Consider the following 18078-nt stretch of genomic DNA (forward strand, 5'->3'; position numbering starts at 1 on the left):
TCGCCTCGTCGTGCATCGCCCTTTAGGCTGGAAGTTGGCCAGGGAACGGGGCGGACATGGCGGAGCGAAGCGGGCGTTACGGAACCAGGCCGGCAGCATGGATCGGCATCGCGGTGGTCCTGCTCGCGCTGGTCCCGGCAGTCATGCGGGTTGTTGATGGACGGGCGGGCTGGTGGGAGGCGCTGTACATCCTGGCCGGGGCCGGGTTGATCACGTTCCACGCAACCCGGCTGGTGCTGCTGCACCGCGCAGGCCGGATCCCGGGTGCCGGCGCCGGCACCGCCCGGAGTGCCGGCGGGGAAGGGCACGACGGCGGTCCCCGCTGACTGTGCCGCAGGCTGCGGTATAGTTCCGGTACGCCGGGAGGGGGCGGGCGGCGCGCCCCTGTGCCTGCGCGACGTGTGCCTGCGCCCAGGCACCTGAACCACCATTAAAGGAATCCACGCAGTGACGCGACGAAGAGGAATGTCCCTCGCCGGGCAGTACCTTGTGCTCCAGTTGCTGATTGTCCTGGCAGTGCTCGTGGCCGTGGTGGCCATTTCCCTGGCCCAGTCCGCTGCCGCCTTTGAGCGCACCGAGGGCAGGAGGGCGCTCTCCGCCGCGGAGGCGCTCGGCAACAACCCCGCGGTCCGGGCTTTGCTGCCGGAGGCTGAGCCGCGTGTTGGTTCAGCGCTCCCTGCGGTGGCCGAGTCCGTCCGGACCGTCTCCGGATCGTCCCACGTCACGCTCGCAAAACTGGACCGGACGGTGGTTGCCGCCTCCGATCCGGGCCTGCTGGGCAAGCCCATGGAACTCGGAGCCAGCAGGGTCATGGAAGGCCGGGCGTGGACCGGCGTCCTGAACCAGGGCGGAACCGCCGTCCTCTCCGCCCACGTCCCGGTGCTCAACGATTCGGGAAAGATGATCGGCATCGCAGCCATCAGCCGCAACTACCCGTCCACCCTTGAACGGCTCGGCGATGCCGTCCCCAACCTCCTGACCTACCTCGGCGTGGCCAGCGTCCTGGGCGTGGCGGGATCCCTGCTGTTGTCCCGCCGGGTCAAACGCCAGACCCTCGGGATGGAGCCCAGCGAGATCACCGGGCTGGTGGAAAACCGCGAGGCGATGCTGCACGGGCTGAAGGAAGGCGTGGTGGCGCTGGACCCCCATGAGCGCGTCACCGTAGCGAACGACAGTGCCAGGGAGCTGTTGGGGCTGCCGCCGGACTGCGTGGGCAGGAAACTCGCGTCCCTTCCCGTGGACCCGGCGCTCAAGGTGGTCCTGACCCGCGACCAGCCGGACCCGGACCAGCTGGTGCTTGTGGGGGAGCGGCTGGTGGTACTGAACCGCGTGCCCATCCGCTCCCGCGGCCGCAACATCGGCTCGGTCACAACCCTGAGGGACCGGACAGAGCTGTCATCCCTGGAGCGTGAGCTGGGGGCCACCCGGACCGCCACGGACACGCTGCGCGCGCAGGCCCACGAGTTCGCCAACCAGTTGCACGTCATTTCCGGCCTGATCCAGATCGGCGAGTACGATTCCGTGGTCCAGTTCGTTAACGGCGCTACGGTGGACCGGACCAGGCTCAATGATGAAGTGACCAGCCGGATCCAGGATCCCGCGCTCGCCGCACTGCTGATTGCCAAGTCCAGCCTCGCAACCGAGCGCGGCGTGGCACTGCAGCTTGACCCGGAGTCCGCCCTGCGCCCGGTCAGCGACGATTTGTCCCGGGACCTCACCACCGTTGTGGGGAACCTGGTGGACAACGCGTTCGACGCCGTCACCGGGCTTCCGGGGGCAGCCGTCCGGGTGCTTGTGGAGGACAGTGAGGACCACGTCACCGTCACGGTCCGGGACACCGGCCCGGGCGTCCCGGACGAGGCCGTGGAGGACATTTTCCGCCAGGGGTTCTCCACCAAGGAAGCCGGCCCGGCGGACGGACGCGGCTTCGGCCTGGCGCTTTCACGGGTGGTCTGCCGGCGGTCCGGCGGGGACCTCACGGTGGCCAATGACAACGGAGCAGTCTTCACCGCACGATTCAAAAGGGGTGCAACGCAGCCATGATCAAGGTGCTGATCGTCGACGACGACTTCATGGTGGCCAAGGTGCACGCCGGGTTCATCCAGCGGACGCCCGGCTTCGCCGTGGTGGGCGTGGCGCACACCGGCGCCCAGGCCGTGATCGAGACGGAACGGCTGCGGCCCGACCTGGTGCTGCTGGACATCCACCTTCCGGACATCAACGGGCTGGACCTCATGCACCGGCTGCGGGACGTCGCCCCGGAGCTGGACGTGCTGGTGATCAGTGCCGCCCGGGAAGTGGAGACCGTGCGCAAGGCCCTCCGCGGCGGAATCGTGCACTACCTGATCAAGCCGTTTTCCCAATCGGACCTGCAGGAGCGCCTGGAGCATTACCGGAGTGCGTACCAAGGGCTGGATTCAGCCAAGGACGTGGCCGAGCAGTCGGACGTCAACCGGGTGTTCGGCCTGGACCGGACCGAGCGGCCGCTTCCCAAAGGCTGCAGCATCGAGACCCTGAAGCTCGTGGAGGCCACCCTGAATGCCGCCGACGGCGATCTTTCCGCGGCTGAGGTGGCCGAGCAGCTGGGAACGTCCCGGGTCAGCGCGCGGCGTTACCTGGAGTACCTGCACGACGAAGGGACCCTCGACGTGAGGCTCAAGTACGGCGTGGGGCGTCCGGAGCGGCGCTACGTCCTCAAGGGCCAGTAGCGCGCTTACCTGCAGGCAGCGCCTTACGGGCGGGCAGCGCCGCCCGATGCGCGCCCGCAGCCTGCCGGATCAGCGCAGCAGCGTGTCCAGCAGCCGCGCGGCAACGCGTGCAGTCCGGCTGTCCACGTCCAGCGCCGGGTTCAGCTCGGCGATGTCCAGGTGCAGGAGCTTCCCGCTCCAGGCCACCTGCCGGCACACCGCGGCGATCACGGGGAGGGGCACGCCATACGCCGCCGGGGCACTCACCCCCGGCGCCACCGCAGCCGGCAGCACGTCAAGGTCGATGGTCAGGTACAGCACGTCGATCCCGGCAAGGAATTCTGCCACGAAGGTGCGGACACGTTCGGCCTCGCAGTCCTCGTCCAGCAGGTAGCGCACCCCCAGCGTCCGCGCCGTGTCGAAGAGTGCATGCGTGTTGTTGGGTTCGGATATCCCGACGACGGCGTAGCGGAAGTCGCGACCCGCGGCCGCTTCCGCGCGGGCCATCTGCAGGAACGGCGTCCCGGACGTTGCCAGTGGCTCGTCCCGCAGGTCGAAATGGGCGTCAAGGTTCAGGATGCCCAGCCGCTTCCCGCCCCGGACCGCCGCAGAGGCGGCCACCCCCAGGTAGCTCGCGAAGGCGGTTTCATGTCCTCCGCCCAGCACTGCCGTCACCTGCCCGGCGTCGAGCAGTGCCGTGACGGCCCGGCCGGCGCGTTCCTGTCCGGCCTCAAGGTCACCGCCTGACACCACAACGTCCCCGGCGTCGTAGACGGCCCGGTCGAGATGGAACGCCAGCGGCGCCAGGACCTTGCGGATGGCCGCCGGAGCGGCTGCCGCGCCGGTGCGGCCCTTGTTCCGGCGCACGCCCTCGTCGCTGGCGAAGCCCAGCAATGTTGCGGGCCTGGCATCCTCCCCGCCTGGCGCACCTGTCACACCTGCAACACCCGCAGGGCCCGCCGCCCCCGCGGCGCCCTCCGTGCGGGTAGCTGCTGCCCCGCCGTCGAACGCCGTAACTGCCTGCCACCAGCGCCGGTGGGCGGCATCATCGCCGTCGAACCTCCCTTCCCAGGGCCGGGGCGGGAGGTCAATGTCAGGTATCAGGGGGGCCATGCTCCAAGCTCACCGCATGAGGACGGCGAAAACCAGCAGCGCCGCCGTCGCCATGTCCGGTATCCAAGATCGTCAGCGTCCGCCGGCAGCAGGGGCTATTGTGGAGCAATCCCTTCCCCCGGGGACCCCATCACCTTGTGTGCCGCACCGGCGCATCATATCCAGGCCGGAGAACAGCCCCGTGTTTGAAGCCCCCAGCATCCTCTTTGCTGCCGCAGGCGCGGCCGTTTTTACCGCAGCTGTCCTCCCCAAACTCCTGCGGAACATGCCGTTCTCCATGCCCATGGTCTTCCTGGGCGCCGGCATGGCGGCTTTCGCCCTGATTCCCACGCTTCCGGACCCGGACCCCATGGCGCACAGCGACTTCGTTGTGCACCTGACGGAGATCTGCGTCATCATCTCGCTGATGGGCGCCGGGCTTGCTTTGGACCGCCCCGTGGGCCGCAAGCGCTGGGCCACCACCTGGCGGCTGCTGGGAATCGCCATGCCGTTGTGCATCATCGCGCTGACCCTGCTGGGCCTGTGGTTCCTGGGCCTCGGCCTCGGCGCTGCCCTGCTGGTGGCCTCCAGCCTGGCGCCTACGGACCCGGTCCTGGCCTCCGAAGTGCAGGTGGGTGAACCCGCGGACCACGACGAGGAGGCCAACAAGGAGGACGAGGTCCGCTTCGGCCTCACCTCCGAAGCCGGCCTCAACGACGGGCTTGCGTTCCCCTTTGTGTACCTCGCCATCGCCATCAGCATCGTGGGCTCATCCCCGCTGGCCTGGTTCCCCGAATGGTTTGCGGTGGATGTCCTGTGGCGGCTGGCCATCGGCGTGCTGCTGGGATTCCTCACCGGCAAGCTCCTGGCACGGCTGTTTTTCTCGGCCGGCGCTGAAAGCCTCCGGCTGTCCAACCACTCGGAGGGCTTCGTAGCCCTGGCCGCAACCTTCCTCGCCTACGGTGTCACCGAGATGATCGAGGGCTACGGCTTCATTGCCGTGTTTGTCTGCGCGGTGACCATCCGCTCCGCCGAGCACACGCACGGTTACCACCGGGTGCTGCACTCCTACGTGGAGCAGCTGGAGCGGCTCCTGACCGTGGTGATCCTGGTCCTGCTGGGCGGTGCGATTGCCCGCGGGCTGCTTGCCGGGATCGGTTGGGCCGAGGTGCTGGTGGCGCTGGCATTCCTGCTCCTGGTCAGGCCACTGGCAGGCTGGATCGGCCTGCTCGGCGGCAAGACCGGACCGCGCGAGCGGATCGCCCTCTCGTTCTTCGGGATCCGGGGGATCGGCTCGCTCTACTACCTCTCCTATGCGCTGGGCAAGGGCGAGTTCGCCGGCCAGGCCGAATGGCTGTGGGCCTTCGTGGGGCTGGTGGTGGCACTGTCCATCGTGATCCATGGCGCCACCACCTCGCCGCTCATGAACCGGCTGGACAAGCTTCGGGAAAAGAAGGCCCGGGCGTTGACAGGCGACGAAGGCCTGGCGCCCAACACTCCCGTGTAGGGCACCAGGCCTTGGTTCGGCGCTGGCCGCGCCGGAGCCCTGCCGCCGCGCAGGTCGCCGGGCCGGGGCTACATGCCCAGTGCGGCCTCGATGGGACCCACCGCGAAGAACAGCAGGAACGCGCCGGCCACGGCCCACATGAGCGGGTGGATCTCCTTGACCCTGCCCTGGACGGTGCGGATCAGGACAAAGGCGATGAAGCCGGCGCCCAGTCCGTTGGCGATGGAGTACGTGAACGGCATCAGGGTGAAGGTCAGGAATGCGGGGATGGCAATGCCCCAGTCCTGCCAGTCGATCCGGCCCACCTGGGACACCATCATGAAGCCCACCACCACCAGGGCGGGGGCAACCGCTTCGAAGGGCACCAGGTTGATGAGCGGGGTGAAGAACATGGCCACCAGGAACAGCAGCCCGGTGACGATTGAGGCCACGCCCGTGCGCGCGCCTTCGCCGATTCCGGCCCCGGCTTCCACATAGATCTGGTTGGAGGATACCGAGGCCCCGCCGCCCACGATCGCGCCGAGGGCGTCCACCTGGAGCACACGGTCGACGTCCGGGATGTTGCCGTGTTCGTCAACTGTCCCGGCCTCGTTGGCCAGGCCCACCATGGTCCCCATGGCATCGAAGAAGATGCTGAGGAGGATGACGAACGCGAGCAGGGTTGCGGCGACGAAGCCCAGGTGCTCGAAAGCGCCGAACGGGTTTGCCTTGCCGATCAGGGACAGATCCGGGGCGGCCCAGCCGGTGAAAGTGGGCGCCACCAGGGACCAGCCCTGCGGGTTGGAGGTCTCGCCGTCGAAGCTCGGCCCGATGTGCAGGGTCATCTCCAGAAGCACCGAAATGATGGTGGAGGTGATGATGCCGATCAGGATGGCGCCCTTGACCTTGCGCACCACCAGCGCGATGGTCAGGACCAGGCCGAAGATGAACACGGCGGTGGGCCAGCCGAGGAGCTTGCCGTCGTAGCCAAGGCCAACGGGCACGGTGGTGCCGGCGACATCGGGGATGCGGCGGACGAAGCCGGCGTTGACCAGGCCGATCAGCGCGATGAACAGGCCGATGCCCACCACGATGGCCGTCTTGAGCCCGTCCGGGACGGCTTTGAAGACGGCGGTGCGGAAGCCGGTCAGGACAAGGATCAGCATGGTAACGCCGGAGAGCACCACCAGGCCCATCATGTCCGGCCACGTCAGCCCCGGGTTGGTGGCCACAGTGACGGCCACGAAGGCGTTGACGCCCAGGCCGGTGGCAAGCGCGAAGGGGTGCTTTGCCCAGGCGCCCATAAGGATGGTCAGGATGCCCGCCACGAAAGCCGTTACGGCGGCTACGGCGGTGAACCCCAGCGTGGTGCCGCTGGAGTCGGGGCCCGAGAGGATCAGGGGGTTCAGCACCACGATGTAGCTCATGGCAAAGAACGTGGCGAAGCCGCCTCGGATCTCGCGGGAAAGGTTGGAACCGCGCTCGGTGATCTTGAAGTACCGGTCCAGGGCAGAGCCTTGCTTAAGCATTAGTCCTCCGGGGAAGTCTGTGGGGATACCTGCATCCTATGGTGGCGGCGGCAGGGCGGCAGGCATTTTCGCCTAGTCTGTAAGGAAGCCAACACAAGGAGCCGCCGCCGCATGCGTCCCATCCGCCAGATCCTGACCCTGGGGCTCGTGCTCCTTGTTTTCGCCGCCGGTGTGCTGGGCCTCGCCGGGCCCGCCTCCGCGCATGATGCCGCCGAGTCCAGCACCCCGTCGGACGGCGCGTCGCTGCCGGCGCCGCCCGAACAGGTCTCGGTGGCCTTCAACAACAAGCCGCTGGGCATTGGCGCGGCGTTCTCCGTTAAAGACGCCTCCGGTGCGGAATGGGCGGAGGGGCCGGTGGACATCGTGGACAACGTGGCATCCCAGAAGCTGAAGGCCGGAGGCCCCGCGGGGGAGTACACCGTGGCCTGGCGGGTGGTCAGCTCGGACTCGCACCCCATCGAGGGGACGTTCGCCTTTACGGCCGCCTCTGCCGGGCAGGGCGCCGCGCCGGCAGCAAGTCCGACGGCGGCGGGTACAGTCCCAGCCCCCGGTACCGGTGCAGGCACCGCCCCCGCCATGGGGACTGCCCAGCCGGGGACCACCGGTGAGCCTGAACAGGTGGGCTCAGGGGAGCCGTTCCAATGGAGCATCGTCATCTTTGCCCTCGTCGCAGTGGGGCTGCTGGCTACCCTTGCCATCCTGGCCCGCCGCCGGCTCACGGCCGGCACGGACGACGAATGATGGCGCGAGCCGGTCACGCCGGGGCCAGCAGCGCCGGGCGGCCTTGGCAGGTCCGGGGCTAGCAGGTCAGGGCCGCAAGGCTTCCGGTGGCAGGCTGGGCAACCGCATCAGGATGCACCCGGGCGGAGATTGCCTGGCCCACCGTCTTGGCCTGGCGCAGGACTTCCTTGGGGGAGGGCGTGATGAGCTCGCCAACTCCCACCAGGTAGATGCCAATGGCCCGCATGGCTGCGGTAAGGTTCCGGCCCACCGCCATGCCGAAATCATTGATCATGCGCCGGAGCTGGCTGTGGGCGCAACGGGTCAGGACAATGTGGTCCGCCACCAGGATTCCTGTAGGCGTATGCACCTCCCACTGCGGGGCTGAAGCAAGCGGCGACCCGCCGTCCACCATGGTCAGCTGGATGGCGCGGGTGGTGTTGCGCACGTCGACGTCGTGGCTGGCGGCGTAGTTCCGCAGGTGCCGCAGGATCTCGTTGCGTTCGCGAAGGCTCACGGAGTCCGCCGCGTCGCACCGCTGGAGGGAAGCTGTGTTGGCCGGTTGCGCGGCGCCTAGGAGGTCCAGTCCGTCCACCACGATCGAGTCCACGCCGCGGCGGCACAACTCGGCAGCCACGGCCAGGCCTGAAAGCCCCGTGCCAATGATCACAGTGGTGGTCTGTTCGGTCCCGGCACTCCCAGGCATGCTTGACACTACAGTTTCCCTCCTTCGAAAGTTTCGGCAGGTGCGGGCGTCCTCGCCCGCTCGCGTCCCGTTACCCCCAAAGCCCGGCCGCAGTGCGTTGCCGGGCAGCTCTGACGGAATGAGGCAGTAGGCGTCCCGGACCAACAATGTCCTGAAGACTACAGAAGATTCGCGGCCAGGGATAGCCCAATCCCGAAACAATTTCGTCCAGGTGAAGGCGCTTTCCCGAAGACTGCCCGCTACCTGTGGATAACCGCTGTTTCCAGCCCCGAAGAGGCTTGCTATGGCAGGGCCTACGGAGAATAGTGAGAAGCGGAAGCGAGCCTTTCTTCCCAGCTCAGGCGGGGGTAGGGGTGCACGTGGAATGGCCTGCTTCTGGCAGAATAGCCGCAACATCAGGCAGTATCGCGAGGAGGCGGCCCCATGGGCGCACAAGAGTTGCATCCGGACCCGCAGGACGGCGGCAGTCCTGCCGCGCCCGAGGGGATCGTAGTCGGCGTCGACGGATCGGACCACGGCCAGTGCGCACTGGTGTGGGCAGCACGCGAGGCACAGCGCCGGCGTCGTCCGCTGCACATCGTCACCGCCTATTCCGTCCCGATCTTCGCGGCTTCCGGCCTGGACGGCGGATACGCCACCGTAGACGACTCCGTCATTCGTGAAGGCGCGGAGGCGATCGTCAAGCAGGCCCTTGAGAAGGTGTCCACCTACGACATCGATGCCACCGCGTCCGTGGAGAACGGCGATGCCTCCGGCGTCCTGCTGGAGATGTCCGAAACTGCTGAGCTCCTGGTGTTCGGCACCCGCGGCCGCGGCGGCTTTGTGGGCAGGCTCCTCGGTTCGGTGAGCAGTGCACTCCCGGCCCACGCGAAATGCCCCACGGTGACGGTGCCCCTGATCTGTTCAGACCGGCTTGGCGAAACAACCGAGGACCGGCACATCAAGGCAGAGCAGGCCAAGGCCGGCCACCAGCGCGTCGAGAACGTGGTGGTGGTGGGCGTGGACGGTTCGGAGCAGGCACGGGTGGCCGTATTGGAGGCAGCAGCCCAGGCTGAACGGCTCGGGGCCACCCTCCGTGTGGTCTGCGCGGTGCCGCAGTACAGCGGCTCCCTGGCGTGGGTTCCCGCCCCCATGGACCGCAAGGCGCTGTTCGCCGACATCCAGGTGACCCTGGACGCCGGAATGGCGTGGCTGCGGAGCCACTTCCCGAACCTGCCCACCGAGTCCGAGCTGAGGGACGGCTCTCCTGTGGACGTCCTGGTGGACGCCAGCCGCCACGTGGAGCTGGTGGTGGTGGGTACCCGTGGCCATGGCGGGTTCACCGGGATGCTCCTCGGCTCAACCTCGGACGGGGTGCTCCACCACGCCAAGGGCCCCGTCATGGTGGTCCCGGACCGGGACGACCCGCGCCTGGCGGACCGTGCCCGGTTTGGGCCGGTACTCGGGGCAGCCTGACCGGATCCCGCCGCAGGGGAGCGCCACGATGGCAACTGACCGTCCAGGAAACGGTGGACGGGACTCCCGCCCTCGGGACGGAAACTCCGCCCCCGTCCTCGTCCTGCGCCTCAGCCAGGTGGACGGCAGCATGCTTCCGCTCGTGGGAGGCAAGGCCGCCAACCTCGGGGAGCTGATCGCAGCGGGACTGCCCGTGCCTGACGGGTTCTGCCTGACCACGGCGGCCTACCGGGAGGCTGCCAGTACTGTCCTGGACGGTGTGCTTGCGGAGCTCGGCCGCCTCCAGGCCGCACTGCAGCCTTCCGATCCGGGCAGGTCCGCCCAGCTCACCATGCTGGCCGGGAGGGCACGGGAGGCCATCCGCGCCCTCCCGGTTCCACCGCGGGCCGCAGCCGCCGTGGAGCAGGCGTATGCGGCCCTGGGCGGGAACACCCCCGTGGCCGTAAGATCCTCCGCCACGGCCGAAGACCTTCCTTCTGCGAGCTTCGCGGGCCAGCAGGACACGTACCTGAACGTGGTGGGCAGCACCGCCGTGCTGGACGCCGTGCGCAACTGCTGGGCCTCCCTCTGGACTGACCGTGCGGTGGCTTACCGGGCAGCGCTGGGCATCGCGCCGGCCCAGGTTGCCCTCGCCGTCGTGGTCCAGCGGATGGTGGACGCAGAGGCGGCCGGGGTGATGTTCACGGCGAATCCCCTGACCGGAAGGCGCAGCGAGGCGGTCATCGATGCAGCACCCGGGCTCGGCGAAGCTGTGGTTTCCGGCGCCGTCAACCCGGACCACTTCGTGGTGGATACGGAAAAGGCACGGGTTATTGAGCGCAAGACCGGTGACAAGCGCGTTATGGTCCGGCCCCTCCCGGGTGGTGGAACGGAGGTTCTGGAGATGCCTGGCCGGGCAGACTCCTCAAGCCTCACAGACGAACAGGCCGTAGGGCTTGCTGCCCTGGGCCTGCAGGCCGAGCGGCACTTCGGCTCGCCGCAGGATACCGAATGGGCCATCGACACGGGCGGTGCACTCTGGCTGACGCAGTCCAGGCCCATCACCACGCTGTACCCCGTACCGCAGAGCCGGTCTGCAGGTGCCGGAACCCGGCTGTACATGTGCTTCAGCCTGGCCCAGGGCCTCACCCGCCCGCTCACCCCCATGGGGCTGGCGTCACTGCGGCTCATTGCCTCTTCGGTGGCGAAGGCGGCCGGGTTTCCCGTTCCCGATCCCCGGCACGGCCCGCCGCCCTACGCAGAGGCAGCCCAGCGCATCTACGTCGACCTCACCACGCCGGTCCGGAGCAGCGTCGGCCGCCGCATCCTCCCCCGGGTCTTCGACATCATGGAGGCCAGGTCCGCCATGGTGGTCCGGGAGGTTTTCGACGACCCGGAGTTTTCGGTGATCCGCAGGACGCCATTTGGATTCCTCCGCCATGTCCTGCCGGCAGCGGCTCGTGGCCGCGTGCCGGAGACGGCGCTCCGTGCGCTGTTCCGGCCCAGGGCGGCGCTCCGCCGCCTGGACTCCTTCACCCGGCACTATGCCGAGGACCTGGAGCTTGGCGCAGGAGCAGGTCCCCTTGATCGGCTTGACCACGCGGAGCGGCTCCTGGAGGGCAGGCTCTTTGCCATCGTGCCCGCGGTCCTGCCCCTGCCCGCGGTGGGATTCGCCATGCTGTGGCTGGCGGGAAGGCTGATCGGAGGACAGGACCGCCGGAAGGACCTCGAAATGGTGCTCCGCGGCCTGCCTCGGAACGTGACAACCGAGATGGACCTCGAGCTGTGGCGCCTTGCCGCGGCTGCAAAGGACGACAGGGACTCACGGGCGGCCCTGGAGTCGCGGGAACCGTCCGCGCTCGCAGCGGACTTCAAGGCCGGCACCCTGCCCCCTGCCCTGCACGCAGGCCTGGTGCGGTTCCTCGACCGCTACGGGCACCGGGCCGTGGCCGAAATCGATGTTGGCATGCCCCGGTGGTCGGACGATCCCACGCACATCCTGGGCGTCCTGGCCAACTACCTGCGCCTCACGGATCCCGCCATGGCACCGGACGTCCAGTTCAGCAGGGCCCAGGCTGAGGCGGAGGCGGCCGTGCAGCAGCTTGTTGGGGAGGCACGCCGCCGAGGGCGGGCCCGTGCGCTGGTGGTGGGCGCGGCCCTTTCCCGGGCCAGGCTGTTCGCCGGGCTGCGGGAAATGCCCAAATACCAGCTTGTCCTGGGTTTGGCGGAGGTGCGGAAACAGGTGGCCCTGGTGGGAGCCGCGCTTGCATCCGAGGGCAGGCTGGAGAGCCCGGAAGACATCTTCTTCCTCGATTTCGGTGAGGCCAGGCAGGCCCTCCAGGGCCCGGACCCGCAAGGTTCCCGGACACTGCGCGGACTCGTGGTGGACCGGCGGGCCGCTTACGCCACCGAGCTTGGCAGGCGCCATATCCCCAGGGCCCTGCTCTCGGACGGCACCGAACCCGAGGTGCTGTACGCCGCCGCACGTGTCGCGGCGGGCAGCGCCACATTGTCCGGCAGTCCGGCATCGGCGGGATCGGTCACCGCCCGGGCCCGCGTCATCCTGGACCCTGTGGGCGCCCACCTCGAACCCGGGGAGATCCTGGTGGCTCCGTCCACCGATCCGGGGTGGACCCCCTTGTTCCTGACCGCCGGCGGCCTGGTGATGGAGATGGGCGGGCCCAACTCGCACGGCGCCGTGGTTGCCCGGGAGTACGGCATACCGGCGGTGGTGGGGGTGCCGGAGGCCACCGTCCGGCTTGCCACGGGACAGAGAATAACGGTCGACGGCGGCGCTGGAACCATCGTGCCCGGATAGGCCCCGCGTGCCCCGCACCTGCCTGCAGGCAGGTGTGGGGAGCCGTGCCGAGGCGTACCCTTGAGCTATGGACTCCCATCAAGGAGACGGCCGGACAATGAACCACCGGAATGTGGGCGCCCCGATCATAACCGGGGCCGCAAAACAGCGCCGGAACCGTGCATGGCTGCGCTGGGTTCCTGCCGTGGCCGCACCGGCAGTGATCGCGGCCGGAGTGCTGGTGGGATCCATCCCGGCACGCGCCGGCGACGCCCTGGCGGACAAGACCCCGGCTGAGGTGATTGCCCTGCTCGCCGGCAACAGGACACACACCTTCTCCGGCACGATTGAACAGGTTTCCGAACTCGGATTGCCGGAACTGCCTGCAACGGGTCCGGGTTCCGGTCCTGCATCGGATGACCCCGCCGCGTCCGCGATCGAGATGCTCACCGGTGAGCATACGGCCAGGGTCTTCATGGACGGCAAGGCCAAAGTCCGTCTCCAGGTGGTGGACCGGTTCGCCGAGCGGAACGTCATCCGGCGCGACGACGATGTGTGGTTCTACTCCTCCAGGGACAACTCAACAACGCACCTGACGCTGCCCGCCCATGCCCGCGACCTCCCGCTGGAAGACCAGGCCCTGCCCGGAACCAGCCCGGACAGCACCAGCCCGGACAGCACCGGCCCTGAAATCACCGTGGTCCCGCCGACGCCCCAGGAGCTCGCGGCGAAGTTCCTCGCCGCAGCCGACACCACGACTGCCGTGTCCGTGGGCCCGGAGGTCCAGGTTGCCGGGCGCGCTGCCTATATCCTGCTCCTCGAGCCACGCACCAGCGGCACCCTGGTGGGCATGATCGCCATCGCCGTCGATGGAGAAACCGGTATGCCGCTCTCCGTGGAGGTAACGGCCCGCGGGGGTGGGGAGCCTGCTTTCAGGACAGGTTTCACCAGCCTGTCGCTTGATGCACCGGATCCCGCCCTGTTCAACTTCGTGCCACCGCCGGGCAGTACCGTTGAAGAGCTTCAGATCCGGCATCCTGCACACCCGCCCGTTGGCCCAGGGTCCCCCGGCTACCCGGGCACCCACACCGAACCGGACCAGCTGGAGGCCGGCATCAAGGACAAGGCCGGCTCCTACCTGACCGGGACCGGCTGGGAAACGGTTGTGGAACTACCGGCGGACACCGGTGCCGGTGCAAAGCTCAGCACCGCGCTGGCGCAGAATCCGCTGCTCGCCCAGGCAGCCGCCGTCGTTCCCGGCGGGCGGCTCCTCTCCAGCGCACTCTTCAACGTCCTGCTGACCGATGACGGCCGCGTCTTTGCGGGCATGGTCCCGGCTGACAGGCTGCACGCCGCATCCTCCGCCTCGTGACGGGACCCGCAGGGGTTCCGGGACGGCGGACGTGCGGCCTGACCATCGAGACGCAGGGCCTGACCAAGCGCTTTGGGCAGCAGGTGGCCGTGGACAGCCTGGATCTCGCGGTGCCGTCAGGCGCGGTCTTCGGGTTCCTGGGCCCCAACGGCTCGGGAAAGACCACCACCATCCGGATGCTGCTGGGCCTCGCGGCGGCGTCCGCCGGGACCGTCAGGCTGCTGGGCAAGGAGATGCCCGGCAGCTTCCAGGATGTCCTGCCACGGGTGGGGGCCCTGGTGGAGGGGCCCGCCTTTTATCCGTTCCTTTCGGGGACCGCGAACCTCCACCGGCTGGACGCCGCCGGCCGGCACGCGGATCCCGCCACCCGCCGGGAACGGGTGGGTTTGGCCCTGGAACGGGTAGGGCTTGGCCACGCCGCCGGCAAGCGGGTCCACGCGTATTCGCTGGGCATGAAGCAACGGCTGGGCATCGCCAACGCCCTCCTGTCTCCCCGCGAGCTTCTGGTGCTGGATGAACCAACGAACGGACTGGACCCGCAGGGCACCCGTGAAGTGCGGAACCTGGTCCGGTCCCTGGCAGCCGACGGGACCACCGTTTTCGTCTCCAGCCACCTGCTCGCCGAAGTTGAACAGATCTGCACGCACGCGGCCGTCATGAGCGCGGGCCGCCTGGTGGCGCAGGGCCCGCTGGCCGAACTGCGCCGGTCCGGCAGTTCGCGCCTGCGCCTGGTGACCCCGGACGCGGGTCCGGCGTCGTCGGTCCTGGCCGCGCTGGGACTGTCACCGGAAACAGGGGCGGCCCAGCCGGACGGGGACGTGCTCCTGGCTGCCTTGGCAACGCCGGGATTCCAGTCGGAGGCCGGGGCGGGGCAACCCGCCGCGGAGGACATTGTTGCGGCACTCGTCAAGGCAGGCGTCCGCGTCCGCGGTTTCGCGGTGGAACGGGAGAGCCTTGAGGACCGGTTTGTTGAACTGACGGGGGAGGGGTTCGACGTTGCCCAGTAGTGTGCCGGCGGAGGCGGAGGTTGTGACGGCCGTGGCGGGGCCGCGGGGAGCCGGCCTGTCCCTCCTGTTGTCCGAAATCGCGGTCCTGTTCCGGCGGCGCCGAACCTGGGCCCTGCTGCTCGCGCTGGCCGCCATTCCGGTGCTGATTGCCGTGGCCGTGAGGGTCTCATCGGCGGTTCCTCCCGGGCGCGGCCCGGCCTTCCTGGACCGGATCACGCAGAACGGCCTGTTCGTTGCGTTCACCGCCATGCTGGTGTCCGTCCCGCTGTTCCTGCCGCTCACGGTGGGCGTGGTGGCGGGGGATACCATCGCGGGCGAGGCCAACCTGGGAACGCTGCGGTACCTGCTCGTGGCGCCGGCGGGCCGGGTCCGGCTGCTGCTGGTGAAATATGCCGGCGCCCTGGCGTTCTGCCTCGCAGCGCCCCTCACCGTTGCCCTCGCCGGCGCTGCCATCGGGGCCGCCCTTTTCCCCGTGGGCCCCGTGACCCTGCTGTCAGGTGATGTCATCGAACCGCCTGAGGCCGTGCTCCGGCTCCTCCTGATCTCGGCGTACCTGGCCGTTTCCCTGGCCGGGCTGTCCGCCATAGGACTGTTCCTGTCCACGCTGACGGTGGTTCCGGTGGGTGCCATGGCCGCCACTGTGGTGCTCTCGGTGGTGTCCCAGGTCCTTGACCAGCTGCCGCAGCTCGAGTGGCTCCATCCGTGGCTGTTCAGCCACTACTGGCTGGGCTTTGGGGACCTGCTCCGCCAGCCGGTGCTGTGGGACTCGTTCGCCAGCAATGCGCTGCTGCAGGCGGGATACGTGGCCGTGTTCGGCGCACTCGCCTACGGACGGTTCGTCACCAAGGACGTCCTGAGCTGAACGGAGCCGGGAAACCCGGCCGAATCCTCAGGCGTGCTGGTGCGCCTCGTGTTCTGAATGGCTGGCGGGCTCCAGCTGGAAGGTGCAGTGGTCGGTATCGAAGTGCGAGCCCAGGCAGGTGATCAGCTTGTCCAGCAACTGGTCGGCGCCGCGGGCGTTGAGCACACCGTCCTCCACCACCACGTGCGCCGAGAAGACCGGGACGCCGGACGTGATGGTCCAGATGTGGATGTCGTGCACGTCAGTAACGCCCTCCACGGAAAGGATATGCTCGCGGATCATCTGCACTTCCACGCCCTTGGGACTGGCCTCCAGCAGCACATCCACCACGTCGCGGAGCAGGCTCCAGGCCCTGGGCAGGATCATCAGGGCGATCACGACGGACGCGATGGTGTCCGCCGCCTGGAATCCGGTCACCATGATCACCACAGCCGCAGCGATGACGGCGAAGGAACCCAGCAGGTCACCCAGGACCTCCAGGTAGGCGCCCCGCACGTTGAGGCTCTCCCGGTGCGCTCCGCGCAGGATCATCAGGGACGCCACGTTTGCGGCAGCGCCCAGGATGGCGGCGAACAGCATGATGTCCGTCTGCACTTCCGGCGCAGCGCCGATCCTGCGGATCGCCTCGCTGAAGATGACCACCGAGATCACGATCAGGATCAGGGCATTTGCCAGCGCAGCCAGCACCTCGGCCCGCTGGTAGCCGTAGGTCCGCTGATCGCTGGCGGGCCGCCCCGCAATCCAGGCAGCCAGCAGGGCAATGGTCACCCCCGCCGCGTCGGAGAGCATGTGGCCGGCGTCGGCAAGCAGGGACAGCGAACCCGAGAGGACCGCGCCGATAACCTGGACCAGGACCACGGCGAGCGTGATGGCAAGGACGGCAATGAGCCGCTTCCGGTGCCGGCCTGTTGCGGTGATGCCGTGGGTGTGGCTGTGGTCGTGTCCCATGCCTACAAGGCTAGCCCCAGCCGAGCTCGTGCAGCCGGTCGTCGTCAATCCCAAAGTGGTGGGCAATTTCGTGCACCACCGTCACGGCCACCTCGTGGATGACGTCCTCCCGCGACACGCAAAGGTCCAGGATGGGCTCCCGGAAAATGGTGATCCTGTCCGGCAGGGACCCGGCGTCCCACCAGGAATCCCGCTCGGTCAAGGGGACGCCCTCATAGAGTCCCAGCAGGACGGTGTCCGGGTGCTCCCCGGGCTTCGGGACGTAGTCGTCCTCGATGAACACCGCAACGTTGTCCATGGCGCGGGCCAGCTTGTCCGGGATGCTGTCCAGGGCATCCTGGACAGCGGCCTCGAACTCGTCCTCGGACATGGTGAAGCGGAGGGGTTCGCTGGGGCCCTCATGGGCTGCGGGCAGGCCCGGCGGCAGGCTGGCTGGCATATTCCGACTCTAGCGGGAATTGGCCGCCCCGGTCCTCTGGTCCCGGCTCCTGCGCCGGGTCAGCGCCACGCCCACCAGGCAGACCAGGCCGCCCACCAGGCCCAGGAAGGCAGGAACCTCGCCCAGCAGGAGCCAGGAAATCAGGATGGTGGTGCCGGGCACCAGGTAGGTGGTGGCCGCCAGCTTGCCGGCGTCCACCAGCGAGAGCGCGTACGCCCAGGTGGTGAAGGCAATCGCCGTGGGAAAGATTCCGAGGTAGGCCAGCCCCCACGTTGCCGCCGGCGGCGCCGCCTGCAGTTCGCTGACCAGCTGGCCCGCGAAGGGCAGGCAGCAGAGCGCACCCACCAGGATCCCGAACCACGTGGCCTGGGCGGCAGGAAACTTGCGCAGCACCGGCTTCTGGATGATGACGCTGACGGCGGCGAGCACGGCGGCAAGGAGGCACAGCAGCACACCTGCCACGTCCGTCGTCGCGCCTTCCCCGGGCGCGGAGGACTGGGCTGATCCGAAGGCGATCAAGGCCACGCCGGCGAACGCCACCAGGCTTCCGATGATGAGCCACCGCGGGAAGCCCTCCTTGAGGAAGATGCCGGCCATGATGGCCACCAGGATGGGGTTCACGTTGATCAGCAGGGCGCTGGTGCCCGCGTCAAGCACATGCTCGGCGGCGTTCAGCGCCACGTTGTACCCGCCGAACCACATCACCCCGTAGGCCAGGATCGGCCACCACTCCCGGCCCTTGGGAAGGAGCCGGGTCTTCACCAGTTGGGGCAGCACCAGCAGGGAGAGGACGACGGCGGCAATCGCCAGCCTGCCAAGCGTCAGGGAGCCGGGGGAGAAGTGGGGACCGATCGCCCGGATGCCCACGAAGGCGGACGCCCAGAGGACCACGGTGACCACCATGGCAGCCACCCCAAGTGCCTTGACCGGGGTTGCTGCGGTGTGGGGCGGTGCGGTGGCAGCCCGGTTGGCGGGGCTGGTTGAAGGCATGCAGCAAAT

The 18078-nt window shown here is 68.7% G+C and carries 16 protein-coding genes; 10 read left to right on the forward strand and 6 right to left on the reverse strand.

Annotated elements, in window-relative coordinates; all coding sequences use genetic code 11:
• Positions 1–56 precede the first annotated feature (56 nt).
• The 3 genes from NFU08_RS15860 (at position 57) to NFU08_RS15870 (ending at position 2708) form a co-directional block, all read left to right on the forward strand.
• On the forward strand, positions 57–326 hold the full coding sequence (locus NFU08_RS15860; protein WP_174179399.1) for a hypothetical protein: 270 nt from the start codon (positions 57–59) through the stop codon (positions 324–326).
• A 139-nt stretch (positions 327–465) separates the two neighbouring features.
• Positions 466–2043: a sensor histidine kinase gene (locus tag NFU08_RS15865; protein WP_251424644.1), complete on the forward strand. Its 1578-nt coding sequence runs from the start codon at positions 466–468 to the stop codon at positions 2041–2043.
• On the forward strand, positions 2040–2708 hold the full coding sequence (locus NFU08_RS15870; protein ID WP_174179401.1) for a response regulator: 669 nt from the start codon (positions 2040–2042) through the stop codon (positions 2706–2708). Before NFU08_RS15865 ends, NFU08_RS15870 begins: the two co-directional genes overlap by 4 nt.
• Before the next feature lie 69 nt (positions 2709–2777).
• On the opposite strand, the gene hutG is transcribed toward NFU08_RS15870, so the two are convergent.
• Complete coding sequence (gene hutG, locus NFU08_RS15875; protein ID WP_251424605.1) at positions 2778–3800, reverse strand: formimidoylglutamase; 1023 nt, start codon at positions 3798–3800, stop codon at positions 2778–2780.
• A 181-nt stretch (positions 3801–3981) separates the two neighbouring features.
• Here hutG and NFU08_RS15880 point away from each other — a divergent pair, with 181 nt between their 5' ends.
• Positions 3982–5286 carry a sodium:proton antiporter gene (locus NFU08_RS15880; RefSeq protein WP_251424607.1) on the forward strand — a complete coding sequence of 435 codons (1305 nt, stop codon included), beginning with the start codon at positions 3982–3984 and terminating at the stop codon, positions 5284–5286.
• A gap of 68 nt (positions 5287–5354) precedes the next feature.
• Here NFU08_RS15880 and NFU08_RS15885 read toward each other — a convergent pair whose 3' ends face one another.
• Positions 5355–6794, reverse strand: a complete 1440-nt coding sequence (locus NFU08_RS15885) for an NCS2 family permease (protein ID WP_174179407.1) — start codon at positions 6792–6794, stop codon at positions 5355–5357.
• A 111-nt stretch (positions 6795–6905) separates the two neighbouring features.
• Here NFU08_RS15885 and NFU08_RS15890 point away from each other — a divergent pair, with 111 nt between their 5' ends.
• Positions 6906–7535: a copper resistance CopC family protein gene (locus NFU08_RS15890; RefSeq protein ID WP_174179409.1), complete on the forward strand. Its 630-nt coding sequence runs from the start codon at positions 6906–6908 to the stop codon at positions 7533–7535.
• Between the two features lie 58 nt (positions 7536–7593).
• On the opposite strand, the gene NFU08_RS15895 is transcribed toward NFU08_RS15890, so the two are convergent.
• Complete coding sequence (locus NFU08_RS15895) at positions 7594–8220, reverse strand: FAD-dependent monooxygenase (RefSeq protein WP_174179480.1); 627 nt, start codon at positions 8218–8220, stop codon at positions 7594–7596.
• 423 nt (positions 8221–8643) lie between these two features.
• Between NFU08_RS15895 and NFU08_RS15900 the strand changes: the two genes are divergently transcribed.
• From NFU08_RS15900 to NFU08_RS15920, 5 genes are all read left to right on the forward strand, one after another.
• The gene (locus NFU08_RS15900) at positions 8644–9675 is read left to right on the forward strand and encodes a universal stress protein (RefSeq protein WP_251424609.1); all 1032 of its coding nucleotides are present in this window, start codon (positions 8644–8646) and stop codon (positions 9673–9675) included.
• 28 nt (positions 9676–9703) lie between these two features.
• The gene (locus tag NFU08_RS15905; RefSeq protein ID WP_397425984.1) at positions 9704–12472 is read left to right on the forward strand and encodes a PEP/pyruvate-binding domain-containing protein; all 2769 of its coding nucleotides are present in this window, start codon (positions 9704–9706) and stop codon (positions 12470–12472) included.
• A gap of 97 nt (positions 12473–12569) precedes the next feature.
• Complete coding sequence (locus tag NFU08_RS15910; protein ID WP_251424611.1) at positions 12570–13823, forward strand: hypothetical protein; 1254 nt, start codon at positions 12570–12572, stop codon at positions 13821–13823.
• On the forward strand, positions 13820–14830 hold the full coding sequence (locus NFU08_RS15915) for an ABC transporter ATP-binding protein (RefSeq protein WP_251424613.1): 1011 nt from the start codon (positions 13820–13822) through the stop codon (positions 14828–14830). Before NFU08_RS15910 ends, NFU08_RS15915 begins: the two co-directional genes overlap by 4 nt.
• On the forward strand, positions 14820–15692 hold the full coding sequence (locus tag NFU08_RS15920) for an ABC transporter permease (RefSeq protein WP_246256322.1): 873 nt from the start codon (positions 14820–14822) through the stop codon (positions 15690–15692). Before NFU08_RS15915 ends, NFU08_RS15920 begins: the two co-directional genes overlap by 11 nt.
• Positions 15693–15719: 27 nt before the next feature.
• Here the strand turns inward: NFU08_RS15920 and NFU08_RS15925 are convergent, their stop codons facing one another.
• Genes NFU08_RS15925 through NFU08_RS15935 form a run of 3 tightly spaced genes read right to left on the reverse strand, consistent with a single transcriptional unit; the run spans position 15720 to position 18069 of the window.
• Positions 15720–16640 (reverse strand): cation diffusion facilitator family transporter, encoded by a 921-nt coding sequence (locus tag NFU08_RS15925; protein ID WP_174179417.1) that lies wholly within the window; start codon positions 16638–16640, stop codon positions 15720–15722.
• Positions 16641–16650: 10 nt separating this feature from the next.
• A complete protein-coding gene (locus tag NFU08_RS15930; protein ID WP_251424615.1) occupies positions 16651–17079 on the reverse strand; it encodes a metallopeptidase family protein in 429 nt (142 codons plus the stop codon).
• A gap of 9 nt (positions 17080–17088) precedes the next feature.
• Positions 17089–18069 carry a DMT family transporter gene (locus NFU08_RS15935; RefSeq protein WP_285835604.1) on the reverse strand — a complete coding sequence of 327 codons (981 nt, stop codon included), beginning with the start codon at positions 18067–18069 and terminating at the stop codon, positions 17089–17091.
• Positions 18070–18078: the final 9 nt, after the last annotated feature.

Source organism: Pseudarthrobacter sp. NCCP-2145, from assembly GCF_023708005.1.
Lineage (GTDB): Bacteria > Actinomycetota > Actinomycetes > Actinomycetales > Micrococcaceae > Arthrobacter > Arthrobacter oxydans.